The organism is Nostoc sp. FACHB-190 (assembly GCF_014696905.1).
In the GTDB taxonomy this organism is placed as follows: domain Bacteria; phylum Cyanobacteriota; class Cyanobacteriia; order Cyanobacteriales; family Nostocaceae; genus Nostoc_B.
This window is the reverse complement of record NZ_JACJQW010000044.1, coordinates 39,479-54,900: the sequence shown is the minus strand read 5'-3', so window position 1 is coordinate 54,900 and position 15,422 is coordinate 39,479. Positions and strand designations below refer to the sequence as shown.

Genomic DNA, 15,422 nt, shown 5'->3' with positions numbered 1-15,422 from the left:
TATTTGAGTCACCCCATCCACGTCACCCACTCAGGAGCCTGTGCTACCAACTCCCCGAACACCTCTGGCTGCGCCTCCTCAAACGCCAGCATCACGCCCCACCGTTCATCACTCGTGAGGGTGGAGAGGAACTCTTTGATTGATTCCACATCATCTTTCACTCGTTCCATAAACCCAGCAGCGTAAGATTTAACCTGCCGCCACCAAGAATCCGTAGAACTTTCCTGTCCCTCCATATCCTGATTACTGGGGAGTGGTGTTGTGTAAGTGATTGGTGTTGGTACATTTATATTACTAGTGACTGACACCAACTCCCGATTTAACCACTTCTCAAAAATCCCATCCCGCCCATCATCAGGCCCAACAAACTTATAAACACACTCCCGTTTCCCTCTTTCCCCCAACCGACCAACATACGACAACCGCAGGTCAATCTTGCCCAACAGCTTCTGTACGATCGCCACAGGTGTCAACTTCTCCGAAATAGTCACGTTCAAATAATTCTTGATCAAGTACCGATGCTGTAGCGCGTGAGCCTTAAACTCCTGCATCCTCTGATCAGAACCCCGCAACTGTTCCCCAGGCGTAAGCAATTGCAACAGCTTCAATTCTTCTAACAACCGCACCGACGACAACATCTGCCCCTTGTTAAAGTCAGGCTTCCATATCGCATTCTCCCCAACTTCCGCCTGTGCCTTAGCTCGTTTGCTGTCTCGGTTTACTAAAAACTGCCGCCCCACAGTCAGATAATAGTACAACCGCAGTTGAGGATACCAGCCGTCATCGTCTTTCTCGACTAATTCGGGTGTCACTTCCACTTCATAACGCCGGGACAATTCACCCTTACGCTGCTGATACCGTTCTTCTTTAGTCTTCACCCGCTTCTCCTGCAATTTCTTGAGTTCCGCATCAGACACATCTTCTGATTCAGAAACCCCCAAGCATTGACCAGAATATAATTCCTTGGAAGCTGCTTTGACTTCCTGAACAATTTCCTTGGTTTCATCAGGGTCAGAATCATCCGCGTCAATAATCGTATAGCCATCAGCAGCCAGACCCTTCAGCACAAATTCTTGATAGCGGCGCATCTCGACATTAATAACAGCACCTCGCTTACCCCAAGTTTGCAATGATTCGGGTTGGAAATTCTGATCAATGAACGAGTAATCATCATTGTCAGATGCCGACAATAATGCGATATTTGCCTGGGTTGCAATGTCCTGACTCCGCAATAACCCACCCATCGAAGTTGAACCATTGCCCACAGTCCCCATCCCATACCGACTAACCCAAATGTGGCGGTCAACTGTTTCGCGCAATCGTGCCAACATCTGCCGTACAGAGTCCACAGGCTGAACCCCCTGGAATATCCCCCAGACAGAGTTGAAATAACCTCGAATATCGATAGACACGCCAGTTTCCAGGCTGGGCGAAGCAATAACTAAATCGTACTGCGTGAGAATTTCGTTGAGATGGGCAATACATTCAAAAGCTGGGTGTTTCGGATCTAAAACTGAATGACTGTCAATCCGCAGTATTCGCAGGTGTGGGAATTTCTGCTTAAACCTTTGCTCTAATGCCTGAGTTCCCCACTTGGATTTAGCTTTCTGGGCAGAACAACATAATAAATGATGTCCGCCAGCAGCGATCGCCCGATCTAACGCCGCAATCAAATTCTTGGGGTTACTGCCAGAATAGTTGTAGCATTTGCCAGACACTGACTGGTAATTGTTGACGATGACGAACGGATTGACACGATATTCTCCAGCCAGAGACAAAATGTACTTGACATCCGTATCTGAGGCATCGGCAGAAGAAAGATAGATTTTGCCCTGTTCGCTACCTAAGACGTTTTGAACTAACTGCTTGAAGTTGCGAAGAATTGAGACACGCCTTTTAGCCACATCAGTAGTAGAGTTGAGCAAATGCCAGAACACTTGGTCGCATTCATCAATAATAATGACATCGTTTGACCAGTCGTTAGGGTTGAAATGAGCTTGGCTATCCTTGTGTAACGAATCAACGCACACGCCATACCCAAGCAAACCGCCTGTATCAGAGGTTTTAATTTCGCTAACGTAATCAACGCCGAAGCGATCGCACAATGCCTCACCCAGTTGAATGCGATGGGTAATAATCAGTACCTTTCGCCCCTGGTCATGTGCTTTGGCAACCTCCTGAGATAACCACTCGGTTTTGCCTGTGCCTTTTGGAGCCTTGAGGACGATGAGCTTTTCACCTTCTGGAGCAATCATCTCACCCAGGAATCTTTGGTTGAGTGCGATCGCTGGCGGATAAGTTAACAAGGTGAATAATTTGATTTCCCACAGTTCCAAGGTTTCGGCTGTATTGTACAGTGAGTGAAAAGCCGCCTCACCATGAGCTACAACAAAATCATCAACTCCCTTTTCGGTTCCTGGTAGATCAATCACTCGTAGAGAGCAACCCTCAGCAATCAATAAACGACCCATCCGGCTGATAGCAGTTCTTACCCGTTGAACAGTCTCAGGTTTGGTATCGTTGTCAAAGCAAATGTTAACTTGTCTGCCTGTTGTTGCGAAATGTTTCAAATCGGGAATGAGCGATGGCTTACCAGTGGCAGTAATGGAATCATCTTTTGGTGTGCGGTAGCCAGCATTTACTCCACTGATGGCGATCGCCGCATAACCAGCACTCAGTAAACAAGCGGCCTTCTTCACCCCTTCGACAATTACGACTGGTACATTGTTCTTCCATACCCAATGCCAGAACCCACCCGGATGCTGTAAATCCTCGTCAGTGATGGGAATACCGCAACGGTTTGAGACTTTCACCCAAATCTTCTTGGTGACTTGCAGAAAGAATGCGCGTGTTTGCTCCCTGTACGGATGCTCGTATTTTATATGTTTGTGGATCTTCTGCGGGTCACGTCGGGGTTTATCGGGCTTGAAACAACCCCACATCATTAGAATATAGTCAGCTAAGGGGTCAACACCACTGCACCACCAACCGCCCAATTCAATGTGTTGGTATTTCTTCAAATCGCGATCGCGTAATCGCCCATCGTTGCGGCGGGAGATTTTTGGACTGTACAACAGGTATTCATAAGGTGTTCTGCCGACAAGCGATCGCACATTCAAAGCAATCAGTTCTTCATCAACGCCACTGTTGAGCCATTCTTGTAAGTGATGTGATTCAAGACTCATAATTCCCTCCAATAGACGCACGACAGAGTTAGCGGTATGCACTCATACCGCTAGAGTGAAAACTGACACTGGCTAAAAAACTAAATCAGGTTGTTAGTACACCTGAACTAAGGCACGAATACTTTACGCCATTCTGAAAAATTGGGTTGAAACTCAAAACAATTAAGGAGGCGTGATTGAACAAGTAGTTTTTATCTGCCCCCGGTGTGTGGTCGAAAAGTCAGATTAATCCTCGTCCACACCACTTTGTTTGTCTTCGGAACCTGATGTACATGGGTAGACTGACATCCTGGGTGCATCAAAAGCAGACTGCCGTGTTCCAACCAAAAGTCAGTGGCACTACCACCTATCGGTTTAATCTGGAACTTACGAACAGCACCCAAACTGATGGATGCGATTGCGGGGTCGAGTCCCATTGAAGATTCGTTATCACTGTGCCATCCAATAGAATCAGAGTTTGTACGATATTGATTGCCAATGACGATACGGAAGCTGTAACCAGTAGCGACGGTAATTCTATCTCGCAGTTGGGCCAGTGGTTCTGTCCAAGGCAGGGGTTTGAGTAAAACACTTTTGGAATACAGGTAATTACAACCCGCGTCCCCGTAGATACATTCCAGGCGGGGGACAGGCAAAGTTTTTCCCAGCATCCTGATTTGGTTTTGTTGCCATTGCAGTTGTAGGCAGTGTTGATAGAGTTCGTTTGCTTCTTGAGCAGTTAGGAATTCTGGGTAATAGGTGACTGGTAGGGTTGGTGTGGATTCAGGAAATAAATTGAGTTGTTGCATGGTGGTTTCTCCATCACTTAATTTTGGTTGGCACAGAAAACCTCAATCAAAACGCTTTCGGGATACAAGCCGACTCTGCCAAACCTGGGGTCATGAATGCGTTCAATTTCGATGTTTTGTTTACGACACAAGGCACTGGCTTTTTTTCCTTTAGCACTCGCTTCTTTTGCTGATATTTCTAAACCTTGAAGATTAGCGAAACCCACGATGCTGTACTTGTGGCCGGAGGGTGTGTTAAAGCGGTCTTGTTCAATTTCGACATCCTTAAGTCGGTGCAAGATTTCGGCTTGCTGTTGTTGCTGTTGGAGTAAACGTTGTTCTTGTTCTGCCATTTGTTGTGCGATCGCAGCGAGTAACTGGATTTGAGTGAGGGCAGTTTCATTAGCCGTTGTGGGTTTTGTCCAACCCAACTTTTCTTGAATCCAAGCCCGAATACCGATAGTGTTGAATGAACGGCATACAAGTCTTGCTTGTTTAGTGCAGTATCTTCCGGCTTCATGAGCGTAGTATTCTAAAATGATGGCGATCGCCTTGTCGGGAATGCCATCAGTGCGCCATTCTTGCAGGTTAACAGCTTCAAACCAGGACTCTAAAAGCATTTGAGCTAATTTGGATGGCTCTTGGTTAACACTCTCAAAAGTCTTGAGAATTGCTGTAGCACTTACCCCAGCCAATCTTGCGGTTGCTCGAATGCTGGCTTTAGCTTTACCTGATGCGTCAACAGTAATTTCTTGCTTAATCTGTTCGATGATTTGGGCTACTTCAATCTGTGACATAGTTTTATTTGTGTGATGAGTAGAGAGTATTGAGTTGGGAGTTAAACATTCACCCGCACTAAGTCTTCTTCCCGCACCAAAGAAAAGCGATTGGTGGTGATGAGTGGTTGTTTAAAAGTAGGTAATACCAACTCGACTAGATAAAACCAGGACTTCTCGATTAACTCAATCCCCAGAATTAACCTTTGCTTTGTGCCGTGATTGGGAATTTTTAACAGTACGCGCTGTCCCAACACGAAAGCAGGTTTTTTCAAAATCCTGGGTTGTATATTACCAGTGGCAATAATTTGATGTTTAGTGGCATAGTGGAAATCATTTTTGACCTCGATAACGTAATTCCAGCAATTGCCATACCATTGCACTCCACAGCAGTAACCGAATCTTCTGTTGGTTTTGAGGTAGACTTTTTCAAACAAGTTAACTTCAACGGGTGGGATGTTTTGTTTCCAAGGCGGAGATAAGAACCAACATCTTTCTAAATCAGTGATTGATTCCATTACGCTTTCCCTTCAAAAGATAATTAATGGCTTGAGAATCAAGGGCAGTAATCCGTTTTCTAATTTGATGTGGAGGATTTTCTAGAAATTGTTTGAGGTGTCCAATCCCGATTTCATAATGTTTGGGAGTATGTTTGTTAGCTTTCAACCAACCACGCTGAATCCAAAAGCGAACTATTGATAAATTCAGAGATAGAATACTAGCAATTTGATGACAGGTATAGTTGTCTGAATCAATCAAGACTTTAGCCATAAATACCTCTCTTAAATTTGATGCCCCTTAAGATTTAGAAATAGAAGAAAGTGGTCATAAGAAACTTTGAGATTCTTTGTCTACTTCCAGCCCCTGACTTATTTACTTGGTCAAGCCACCCCTGCTTTTACTGTTGTTAACTGCTGCATCCATGAGCGAATCGCCGCTACTTCATCAGCCCCACTAGCGATCGCGTCAAGAACTTGCTTTTGATACGAAGATTCAGCATCATTGGGGTTTTCAAACTTATCAACAGCCCAAGCCAAGCACATTGCTTTTACAAGAGAATCAATCTTATTCACAGGAAGTAAACTCGGACGGTCAACATCCTGAAACTGCAAGTATTCTTTAACTAAATCAAGCGGATAATTTAACAAAGTACGTATCTGTTTCACTCGCAAATCTTGTGGGTGTGGTTGTTCTGGTGTTACGGGAACAGATGAAGATGTACCCAAGCGAGATTGAATTTCGGTAATGATTGCACCCCAGTCAGCATTTGCATTCCATTCTCTGCGGATTCTGACTTTGGTAGTGGCATCATACAATCGACAGAAAACGGTATTTTCTTCACCAGCAGTAACAGCAATAATCAGGGGTTTAGAAAAATCTTGTACAAGTGATGCTGATAATAAGAACGTTTTGGCAAAGTTCGTATCTATGCCAGTTCGGATAATGTAAACTTCATCAGATGTCACAACAATATCTAACTTGAGATTGTCCTTTCCCTTGAATTCTTTAGCTGTCACTCGTAGTTCTGATAAATAACCTGTTAGCCCACGTTGTTGTACTGGGATAGTTTTATCTTGGTCGATATTGAAGTGATACCAAAGATATGATTCACCGTTTGATTCTCCATTTTTGACGTATAGGTAAACTGGTTCTGGAGGATTGCAAAAGCCTAGTTTAATTTCAGTATTCATTTCTTAACCTCTTGATTAAATAGGTGTGCAATAATTCCCTTCATGTAGAGATATCTACCTAAATCCCTTATTTAGTAATCGCCTGGATAAAAACTTATTCAGGCTTTTGCTTTTTCATGGTTTTGATTGTTCCAAAGTTCAAAAAAGTAATGTAATTCTTCAATGCTGTTGATAGCTGTCTCCCACAAATAGGGAAATAATTTACTTGTTGTTTGGGTTTGCTGTTGAGAACAAATGATTAATCTGTTTTGTTGCGGAATCAGAACTATATTGTATCGACGGCGTTTGTTGTTCTTAATTCTGTAACCAGAGTATTGATGGCGTTGAATAAATTCGTAATCGGCATATTCTTCTATGTAGTCTCTGGCAAGAGAATACAAGTCAGTAGATTGCGTTAATACTCTAATTTCGGTAGAGAGAATAACAGGCTTATCATCTACAATTTCAACAAATTGATTGATTTCAAACTTCATTTTCCTCAGTCCTTAGCATTGGTGTGTAATAATGAAGCGTCTCTAGCGAGATGTAACTTTAAGCCAATAGCGAGTGATCGCCCCAACATAAGCACTCATTGAGGCGATTGCTCTTTCCTAATCAACACTCTTGAAAACAACTGAAGTCTGTTGATTATCTTCTAGTTCGCATTTCAAATACGAGAGTGCTGTTTGAGCATCACCAACTGTTAGGTCTGGTTGATAATCAAGTGCTTGATAATCAGGATGTTTTTCAATTTGAGTTATCAAAAACTGAGCAGATTCAACTAATAGCAATAAATCTGGGAAATCCATTTTGATTTGCTCCTTCTATCTGCAACTAAAACTGCTTAATAACTGACAGTACGAATCCATGTCCGGTATTTTTTATTTGTGCCTGTTTCTTGTCCAACAAATGCTGAATGATAGTCTGTGAAAACTGAACACGGTGTAAAGGTATAGAACCACCAGAACCACGCAGCGATCGCAGTAGTCTTGCAGCAGTTCTCTCAACGTAAGGATCGAAAACTTTAGCCATCGTTTGAACCTCCAATTGCCGTCAATTGCTGCTGAAGTACTTTGATTTGCTGTTGATGTTCGTCAATCTCAGCTTGTAGCTGCTGCTGTATTTCTGCAATGGAAAGCGTTTGAAGTTGGTCTTGAGAGTAATGGCGGACTTCATCTGAATGTTTGTCAGGAAGTACCGTATAACGCCAAGAATTACCGTACTCGTAGGCTAATTGTGTATTAGCAGGCTTGTACTCTAAGCCAATTACGATTCCTTGTTGTGTACGCTGACCGAATATGAATCTGGGGTATTCCCAGTCTTGTGGAATTGATATTGTGGGTTGCATAAATTTGTTGATGGTTGAAGGGATGGGTGAGCAATTGGGACACAATTACTGAGGCTTGCCCCAATTGCAGGTGGTTATATTTGGAACTGGTAAATCATTGGATAAAGTTAGTGGGTATAAAAGCCCACTCTTTCCTTACACTGCAACTAATTCCCGCACTGGCTCAGACTCCATCAAAAGCCGCCATTCCTGTTGACTGAGTTGGTCAAATGGCTTATCTAACAAGTCCTCCCAATTCCCAGCTTCAACCACCAACAGCATTCGCACAGCCTCATCTGCTGAACCACACGCTACCTTCTGCCCTTCTGAAGCAGCCCGGATGAACCACCAGTTGCCGTCAGTAAACCCGACTTCGCCTAATTTTTCGTCATCCTGGTAAATCCCATCATCGAGCAGTTCCAATCCGTGCTGTTCACAAGCATTGAAAATCTGCACCATGATTTCGTTACCTGTTGTGCAGATTTCCTCGAACTGTATCTGCACTGGCAATGTGCCTTGCTGGTACTGCTGCTTAACGTAACTGTGGCATCTTGCAGGTGTAGTGTCTCGGAAAATCTCGCTGTTGTTCACCAGCACACACCAGTACAAATCTTGGTAATTCTCGTGGTCGTAGCTCACACTGGCTACCAACTGCTCACCTGCGAATGCCTCTTGGTCGTAGAAGGAGATTTCGACAACTGTAGGAACTTCTGGAAACTGTGCTGGTGCGGGTAAGGGTAACGGTAGTGTCCCGTCTTTGTAATGCCATTCGATGTAACGGAAGCATCGAGCTTGGGTGTTGTGTCGGAAGATTTCGTTACCATTTACCATCACCACCCAAGGCTGAGTTATAAATTCGCTGCTGTCGTAGCTGATGTACGCGATTAGCTGTTTACCAGCAAAAATCTCGAAGTGGTGGGGGTTGATTTCTGTTACTGTTAATTCTTCTGGAGCTATTGCTTCGGCTTGCTCCGCAACATACTGATTCAGTTCGTCTTGAGCAATCGCTTGTTCGTCGGGGGCAGCAATTCTTTTGAGGTGCGGTAGGGTGCAACGGACGGGCGGTTGCTGGGCGGGGGTGGTATGTGGCATGATGGGAATCTCCATAAATATGTGGGACAAAAGGCGATTGCTTCCAAAGTTTCCGAGGCTGAGGGCATTGCCTTTTGTTATGCTTTTATATTCGCATTTTTAAGTAATAGTGTCAATATGCGTATTCGCATTTCTAGGGTATAGTATCTATTATGAGATTATGGAGGTATGACAGTGCAAAATCGAATCAAAAAATTTATTGAAGAGAAAGGCATCAGCCGATATAAGTTCTGGCAAGACACTAAACTTGGCAGAGATACTGCTTATCGACTATGCAATGACCCCAACTACATCCCTACGGGCAGTGTATTAGACAAAATTTGTACTACTTATAAAGTTCAGCCAGGGGAATTTTTGGTTTGGCTTCCTGATGATGAGCCTGGGCTTGAAGCATTGGCTGACAACCTAATATCGGAAGTTGACGAAATGCCGGAGATTCAAAAACACTCTCGCAAGCAATCAGCAGATCAATTGGATGGAATAGTGTTGCCATTTGAAAGGAGATCGGCATGAGCGTGTTTCATCAAAGGCAATTACAGCTTTTGATGATTAGTTCTAGCACTGTCAATCCTTCTATTTATCTTTTTTTCTTCTTCAATCAGCAATTACATTTATTTACCTTGCTCAAGATCAAGTGCAGACAGATTTTGAGCAAATTGTCCTGAGCTAGAAGAGGTAGGCGCATGAACACCCCACCCCATAAGCCCACAAAATCTACCTCTGCCACATCCAGCAACCCAGAATCGCTCAACTCAGACATCGCCCCTTCCGAAGACCCAGCTTCTGCAATCATTGATGTTCCTGCTGTTGAAGTCCCTGAATTAACCCCAGAAGAACAAAGCGATCGCCTACATCTTGAACGCAGAGTTGAAAGAGCATTTTTTGAGGCGGGTAAGGCTTTGGCGGAACTGCGCGATCGCCGACTCTACCGATCCACGCATAAAACCTTTGAGGAATACTGTCGTGATAGATTTGGCCACAGCCGTCAAAAGTCAAATTATTTGATTGCAGCATCCCAAGTCTACGAAAATTTGACAACAATTTGTTGTCAAAATTCTGAGGTTGAGGATTTGACAACAAACGGGACGCAAATTCTGCCGACAAGTGAAGGGCAAGTCAGACCCATGACCAAGCTAGAATCGCAGCAGCAGTGGGAAGTGTGGCAAACTGCGGTTGAAGAAGCTGGTGGTAAAGTGCCTACAGGTCGTGTTGTCAAAAATGCGGTTCAAAGAATCATGGAACGTACCAAAATCCCCAACACCTACCAAGTCGGTGAAGTCTGCCAAATTCTTGTAAAGGACAACCCTGACCTCCGAGGCAAAGCTGGGTGTTGGGCGATTGTCGCTCAAGTGAATGACTTTAGTTGCACGGTGAAAACTTGGAATGGCGAAGTGATTGTTGGGGTGCAGCATTTGCGGTCATTCAATTACCTGCCCCAGGAGTGTCAGCAGATGCAGGAGGTGTGTGATCGCATTCGGGGGTTGCGAGAGAGCGAGAACTTGGAAGAAGCTGGTAGGGCTGTGTTGAAATATCTGGGAGAGATGAAGCGACCGTATTTGACTGCATTTGAGCAGGAGCTTTTGAGTTTTCTGGAGGCAAATGTTCATCGCAAGGATGACTAATGCTTACATTGAATCACATTCAGATGTTCATGAACTAGGGTATGGTTTGGTTAAGATAGCAAAACGACTTTTGGCACAGCAAATAATGATATTAGTAATTATACTGGTGCTGTTATAGAACACAAGGATAGTAATAGATTTTGAAACAGTAAGATTATGAACCAACAAATTAGTATAAATATACTATGATAATATATAAATTAATTTAAACGTAATGATTTGGTTTGGGAGCTAAAATGTTTAACCTAAATTTAAGTAGTTCAATGACTGACTAACCAATTTATTCAATGATGGCAAATAGTAATGTCAGCAGCAAAACAGATTATTGGGTAGCAGAGACAGTATCTCTGCTCACTTTGTCATTGTTGCAGGGTGTAGGATATTGGACTATTAGAAGTATTGCTCTATCAGGACTAGGGTTCAAGCAGATACTCAAGGCTGAATCAAATGCTGAATTTATTAATTATTTATTGCAATCTAAATGTAAAAATACCAGCCAAATCGCTAACCAAATAGGTGAAAACTGGTTACAAAAGCGTGATGAATTATGGAAGCAAGGAGTTAAGCTGTATCATAATCTTGATGCACAAGGTATTAAAGTTATTCATTTTGGGCAAGAAGATTTTCCACAAACTTTACGTGAGATAGCTGATCCTCCGAAATGGCTATTTGTTCAAGGTAATATTTCTATTTTACATAAACCAGCTTTAGCTATTGTAGGAACTAGAAAACCATCTGAAGATGGAATATTTTTAGCTAATTATGTTGGTGCTTGCCTTCAATATTTTAACGCTGTTACAGTTAGTGGATTGGCATTAGGTATTGACCAAATAGTTCATAAAAAATCAATTAGAGCAAAAGTTCCAACTATTGCGTTTATTGGTACAGGTATTCTTCAGAACTATCCTGCTGGTTCCGAAAAATTACGTCAAGATATCTGTGAACATGGTGGCGCAATTGTTTCTGAATATTTACCGAATCAATCTTATAGTGCTGAGAATTTTGTAAATCGAAATAGGTTACAAGCTGGTTTAGCTGAAGTTGTTATACCTATTGAATGGAAAGTGAAAAGTGGAACGGCACATACAGTTAATTTTGCAAATAAAGCCAAGAAAATGATAGTTTGTCTCCGATTGCCAGATTGGGCTGAAGCTCATGAAGAATTAATATTGGCTAAAAAATTAGATGCAGAAATTTTTACGCTTCCGGGAGATGAGCAATTGTTTATCAATGTTATTAAGCAGAGGTTAAAAAAACAAACAAGTAATTTTAGCCTTCAAGAACAAAACATTAAAGTCATAACAAAGGATTTCCAGACTACAGAGCAAAAATTAGACCAGCAGAGTTATGAACAATTAAAGCTTTTTTAAAAGTATTAAAAATAATTTTTAAATTAGAGAAGCATTATGTATAAAAATTTGAAAGGTGTAATTTTTAGTATTGATGGAGTAATTGCAACTGGGGTAGAATCAAATGCAGTAATCAATAATTCTTTGATTTTTGAGTTAGGTCGTCTTATTAACTATTTACTTACTAATGGCTTACAGCCAGTAGTTATGGCAAACCGTGATTGGACAATTGGAAATCAAAGACTAGAAGATTTTGTATCAAATTTATGGGGTAATTTTCCTTGGTATATTGCTAATCGAGGCGATATGCCTTACAAACCTTCCAGAGAAGCCATTAATTATGTATTAGAAAAAATGGGATGGGATGATAATGAAACTATATATTTAGGTAATAGTATTGATGATATGAGAACAGCAGTAAATGGGGGTATTCTTCTACTAAATACTACATGGTACTGCAAAAATATTAGCTATGGTTTTGAATTTGATTCACCTCATGATGTTGCCCGATTTATTGATATCTTTTGTTTACGTAAACATTTTTGGCATTACTCAATCAATCAAAAAGGACTGGAATACTATTCGCTTGGCCCCTACAGTACTTATAAACCAGAATTTGCAATTTATTCAGAAGATGCAAAAAATACAGTAAAGTTTGGAGCCGGACATCCAGATTTTTGGACAAAATATTTACTATCTACTATTTATTTTTCAGGATTGCATAAACGAATTGATTTGGTAGCTCCTTATCCTGGACATAAGCAAGGCTCAACATTTAATGTAATTGAAGAGCCAATGGTAATATTTACAAAGTGCTTTAATAAAGCCTATTTACGGGATTTAGTAATTCGTCATACCCAGTCAACAAAATCAGCTTTTGCTAGAAGCTCAGGTCAACAGGTTGATCATCTTAACCAATTGAATACAATTAGGCTTAACCAATACCCATTCAATCCTAGAGGTGCTGGTGATAAACCATATAAAAATTGCCCTGTAAAAAAAGGTAAAACTGTTCTTATTGTTGATGATATCTGCACAAAAGGTTATTCATTAGAAGCTGCTCGTATATATATTGAGCAAACAGGGGCTAAAGTAATTTCTCTGTCCTGGTTAAAAACAATTAACACCGACTACGCCCAAATACAAGATTTTTCTAAATTTAACCCATTTCAAGTAAATAGATTTTTAGCTGTAGATTCTGTTACTAGACATCCATATAAAAAATATGTTTTAGATCCATTTGCTCCTGAAGAAATTGATTCTAGATTGTCAGAGTATGATAATTGGCAGTGGCCAACAGGTATTTAATAAAAGTAATTTTTAGAACGAGTGATATTATCTCGTGTTTTGGAACCAGAGAGATCGCACCCTCAAGTCATCGAAGTATATCCCCAAGCGTTTGCTGAAGCGCGTTCAGCAGATGGAGCGAGAGAAGGCAGGGGTTAGAGAGATTTTGGGGGTGTTGGGGGTAATAATCGGGGTTCTAGAAGAGTTTGTTTACCCGCCGATTAAGCTACTATAAGCGTAGATTGGTTAGATTAGTGATAAGTAAAACTTAACTGTTGAGTCATTTCGGGGCAAAAGCCTAGAGCCTCAAACCCTGATTATTTCGTTGACAGCCCCGGCAGGCTTATTCAGTAAGGGTTTGAGTCTGCGTTTTTTCAGTTTAATTCTCAATTGAGGCTCTTGATTTTGAGTAAATTTGACAAGCCCCGAAAATCTGCTGTAGGATTAGCCCCAGGTAAGGCTTTCACAGCCTAGCCCCTTTAAACTTCTTCGGAAGTTGAATTAATGGAAACATTTCCAGTTCCAAATCCGTAGAAGGACTCTTGCGAACCTTTAAACTTCTTCGGAAGTTGAATTAATGGAAACTTTGAGGGCCACTTCCAGCAAAAGCTGGAAATCACCCTTTAAACTTCTTCGGAAGTTGAATTAATGGAAACTATTCAGAAGGTGATAACACCTTGTAACCTAAAACCTTTAAACTTCTTCGGAAGTTGAATTAATGGAAACGCGAACATCAGAAAACTCACCATGCTGGATAACGACCTTTAAACTTCTTCGGAAGTTGAATTAATGGAAACCAAATGCACGAATTACCTCTGTGCAGCCAAAAGCAAAAGTCCTTTAAACTTCTTCGGAAGTTGAATTAATGGAAACAAGGCGCGACGTGTCGCACCTTGATTCATCCATTAAATCCTTTAAACTTCTTCGGAAGTTGAATTAATGGAAAACTTCCGAAACCCAAGCTATTTCTTCGCCTTCTGGAACCTTTAAACTTCTTCGGAAGTTGAATTAATGGAAAAAGAATTAGCCCTTCTGTGAGGTGTTTCATCCTCTTGGCCTTTAAACTTCTTCGGAAGTTGAATTAATGGAAATTTCGCACTCATGGATTTTTGTAAAACTGTTCGCTGCCTTTAAACTTCTTCGGAAGTTGAACTAATGGAAACTTACAAAACCAGGCGGGGCGGTACTGTACTAACAATGCTTTAAACTTCTTCGGAAGTTGAACTAATGGAAACTTGACTGTTTATGCCTTGCATCTTATCAACTGCGTTGTCTTTAAACTTCTTCGGCAGTTGAACTAATGGAAACAACTGCCGCTGCAAGGGGGGTGGGAAGTCCTATAAAACTTTAAACTTCTTCGGAAGTTGAACTAATGGAAACCCTCGTTTGCTATTGTTAAAAGCCCCGTTCAGGTTGTTGTAAAATTTTTCAAAAGTTAAATTCAAGAATAGTAATTTGCAGAATCATAAAATAGAAATACCCAACTTATCAGAATAAGTCGGGTATATTTTCTTTCTAGTTAGCAATTAAGAACCAGAATGATTTGGTTGATGAGTTTCCATTAATTCGCCTCCACTATCAATGTGGAGACTCAGGAGTGCTATTCAGGTTTTTCATTCTGTAAATAGTTTCCATTAATTCGCCTCCACATTGATAGTGGAGACTCTGTGGCTGCAATGATAACACCGTTTACCGAAGCTGTTTCCATTAATTCGCCTCCACATTGATAGTGGAGACCTACACTTGCAAAATCATCACTGGTTTTAGCAGCGTTTCCATTAATTCGCCTCCACATTGATAGTGGAGACCGTGGGGGCGCGTTCGCGCCTCCGCGTCCTGTTGATTGTGTTTTTTCTGGCTTTCCATTAATTCGCCTCCACATTGATAGTGGAGACTAAACATTGTTGCCAGCGAAGCAAGATTTAAGATTTGGCGCCTTTCCATTAATTCGCCTCCACATTGATAGTGGAGACTCGCATTTTGGATGAAGTTGGAGGGGCGATCACAACCTTTCCATTAATTCGCCTCCACATTGATAGTGGAGACTCGCATTTTGGATGAAGTTGGAGGGGCGATCACAACCTTTCCATTAATTCGCCTCCACATTGATAGTGGAGACACTTCTTGGGCAACCCAAGGGAGTTTCGGTGCAGACTTTCCATTAATTCGCCTCCACATTGATAGTGGAGACAGCAGTACAGGCATCCCGTAATGGTGAGACATCCCTTTCCATTAATTCGCCTCCACATTGATAGTGGAGACTGCTGGCACTTGAAAGGCTTGAAATACAAGACTTACAACCACCAAATTCGCGGGTCTTCATCAAAAGTACTGTTTCAGCCATCAC

17 protein-coding genes and 1 CRISPR repeat array are annotated in these 15,422 nt (G+C 41.8%); of the genes, 5 read left to right on the top strand and 12 right to left on the bottom strand.

Annotation, left to right across the window (positions count from 1 at the left end):
* Nucleotides 1-8: 8 nt before the first annotated feature.
* The 11 genes from H6G28_RS30510 to H6G28_RS30460 all read right to left on the bottom strand — a co-directional run bounded on the left by H6G28_RS30510 (nucleotide 9) and on the right by H6G28_RS30460 (nucleotide 8,817).
* The gene (locus H6G28_RS30510) at nucleotides 9-3,185 is read right to left on the bottom strand and encodes a plasmid replication protein, CyRepA1 family (protein WP_190676558.1); all 3,177 of its coding nucleotides are present in this window, start codon (nucleotides 3,183-3,185) and stop codon (nucleotides 9-11) included.
* Nucleotides 3,186-3,376: 191 nt separating this feature from the next.
* Entirely contained in the window at nucleotides 3,377-3,973 is a 597-nt protein-coding gene (locus tag H6G28_RS30505; protein ID WP_190676556.1) for an alpha-ketoglutarate-dependent dioxygenase AlkB family protein, read from the bottom strand.
* A gap of 17 nt (nucleotides 3,974-3,990) precedes the next feature.
* Nucleotides 3,991-4,749 (bottom strand): hypothetical protein, encoded by a 759-nt coding sequence (locus H6G28_RS30500; protein WP_190676554.1) that lies wholly within the window; start codon nucleotides 4,747-4,749, stop codon nucleotides 3,991-3,993.
* A 41-nt stretch (nucleotides 4,750-4,790) separates the two neighbouring features.
* Nucleotides 4,791-5,246 carry a DUF1392 domain-containing protein gene (locus H6G28_RS30495; protein WP_190676552.1) on the bottom strand — a complete coding sequence of 152 codons (456 nt, stop codon included), beginning with the start codon at nucleotides 5,244-5,246 and terminating at the stop codon, nucleotides 4,791-4,793.
* Nucleotides 5,230-5,499 carry a MerR family transcriptional regulator gene (locus H6G28_RS30490; RefSeq protein ID WP_190676550.1) on the bottom strand — a complete coding sequence of 90 codons (270 nt, stop codon included), beginning with the start codon at nucleotides 5,497-5,499 and terminating at the stop codon, nucleotides 5,230-5,232. Before H6G28_RS30490 ends, H6G28_RS30495 begins: the two co-directional genes overlap by 17 nt.
* Before the next feature lie 110 nt (nucleotides 5,500-5,609).
* Nucleotides 5,610-6,419 (bottom strand): hypothetical protein, encoded by an 810-nt coding sequence (locus tag H6G28_RS30485; protein WP_190676548.1) that lies wholly within the window; start codon nucleotides 6,417-6,419, stop codon nucleotides 5,610-5,612.
* A gap of 98 nt (nucleotides 6,420-6,517) precedes the next feature.
* Nucleotides 6,518-6,892 carry a hypothetical protein gene (locus H6G28_RS30480; protein WP_190676546.1) on the bottom strand — a complete coding sequence of 125 codons (375 nt, stop codon included), beginning with the start codon at nucleotides 6,890-6,892 and terminating at the stop codon, nucleotides 6,518-6,520.
* Nucleotides 6,893-7,009: 117 nt separating this feature from the next.
* A complete protein-coding gene (locus H6G28_RS30475) occupies nucleotides 7,010-7,207 on the bottom strand; it encodes a hypothetical protein (protein ID WP_190676544.1) in 198 nt (65 codons plus the stop codon).
* A gap of 25 nt (nucleotides 7,208-7,232) precedes the next feature.
* The gene (locus H6G28_RS30470; protein ID WP_190676542.1) at nucleotides 7,233-7,430 is read right to left on the bottom strand and encodes a hypothetical protein; all 198 of its coding nucleotides are present in this window, start codon (nucleotides 7,428-7,430) and stop codon (nucleotides 7,233-7,235) included.
* Nucleotides 7,423-7,746, bottom strand: a complete 324-nt coding sequence (locus H6G28_RS30465; protein ID WP_190676540.1) for a hypothetical protein — start codon at nucleotides 7,744-7,746, stop codon at nucleotides 7,423-7,425. Before H6G28_RS30465 ends, H6G28_RS30470 begins: the two co-directional genes overlap by 8 nt.
* Before the next feature lie 135 nt (nucleotides 7,747-7,881).
* Entirely contained in the window at nucleotides 7,882-8,817 is a 936-nt protein-coding gene (locus tag H6G28_RS30460; protein WP_190676538.1) for a hypothetical protein, read from the bottom strand.
* A 174-nt stretch (nucleotides 8,818-8,991) separates the two neighbouring features.
* Between H6G28_RS30460 and H6G28_RS30455 the strand changes: the two genes are divergently transcribed.
* From H6G28_RS30455 to H6G28_RS30440, 4 genes are all read left to right on the top strand, one after another.
* The gene (locus H6G28_RS30455) at nucleotides 8,992-9,330 is read left to right on the top strand and encodes a helix-turn-helix domain-containing protein (RefSeq protein WP_190676536.1); all 339 of its coding nucleotides are present in this window, start codon (nucleotides 8,992-8,994) and stop codon (nucleotides 9,328-9,330) included.
* Nucleotides 9,331-9,500: 170 nt separating this feature from the next.
* The gene (locus tag H6G28_RS30450) at nucleotides 9,501-10,439 is read left to right on the top strand and encodes a hypothetical protein (RefSeq protein ID WP_190676534.1); all 939 of its coding nucleotides are present in this window, start codon (nucleotides 9,501-9,503) and stop codon (nucleotides 10,437-10,439) included.
* 287 nt (nucleotides 10,440-10,726) lie between these two features.
* On the top strand, nucleotides 10,727-11,809 hold the full coding sequence (locus H6G28_RS30445; protein WP_190676532.1) for a DNA-processing protein DprA: 1,083 nt from the start codon (nucleotides 10,727-10,729) through the stop codon (nucleotides 11,807-11,809).
* 36 nt (nucleotides 11,810-11,845) lie between these two features.
* Nucleotides 11,846-13,096, top strand: a complete 1,251-nt coding sequence (locus tag H6G28_RS30440; RefSeq protein WP_190676530.1) for a phosphoribosyltransferase family protein — start codon at nucleotides 11,846-11,848, stop codon at nucleotides 13,094-13,096.
* Nucleotides 13,097-13,551: 455 nt separating this feature from the next.
* Nucleotides 13,552-14,455: direct repeats of the CRISPR family, unit length 36 nt; unit sequence CCTTTAAACTTCTTCGGAAGTTGAATTAATGGAAAC.
* Between the two features lie 357 nt (nucleotides 14,456-14,812).
* On the opposite strand, the gene H6G28_RS37975 is transcribed toward H6G28_RS30440, so the two are convergent.
* Nucleotides 14,813-15,019: a hypothetical protein gene (locus tag H6G28_RS37975; RefSeq protein ID WP_524538622.1), complete on the bottom strand. Its 207-nt coding sequence runs from the start codon at nucleotides 15,017-15,019 to the stop codon at nucleotides 14,813-14,815.
* Nucleotides 15,020-15,128: 109 nt separating this feature from the next.
* Between H6G28_RS37975 and H6G28_RS37970 the strand changes: the two genes are divergently transcribed.
* The gene (locus H6G28_RS37970; protein ID WP_524538621.1) at nucleotides 15,129-15,287 is read left to right on the top strand and encodes a hypothetical protein; all 159 of its coding nucleotides are present in this window, start codon (nucleotides 15,129-15,131) and stop codon (nucleotides 15,285-15,287) included.
* The last annotated feature ends 135 nt before the right edge of the window (nucleotides 15,288-15,422 follow it).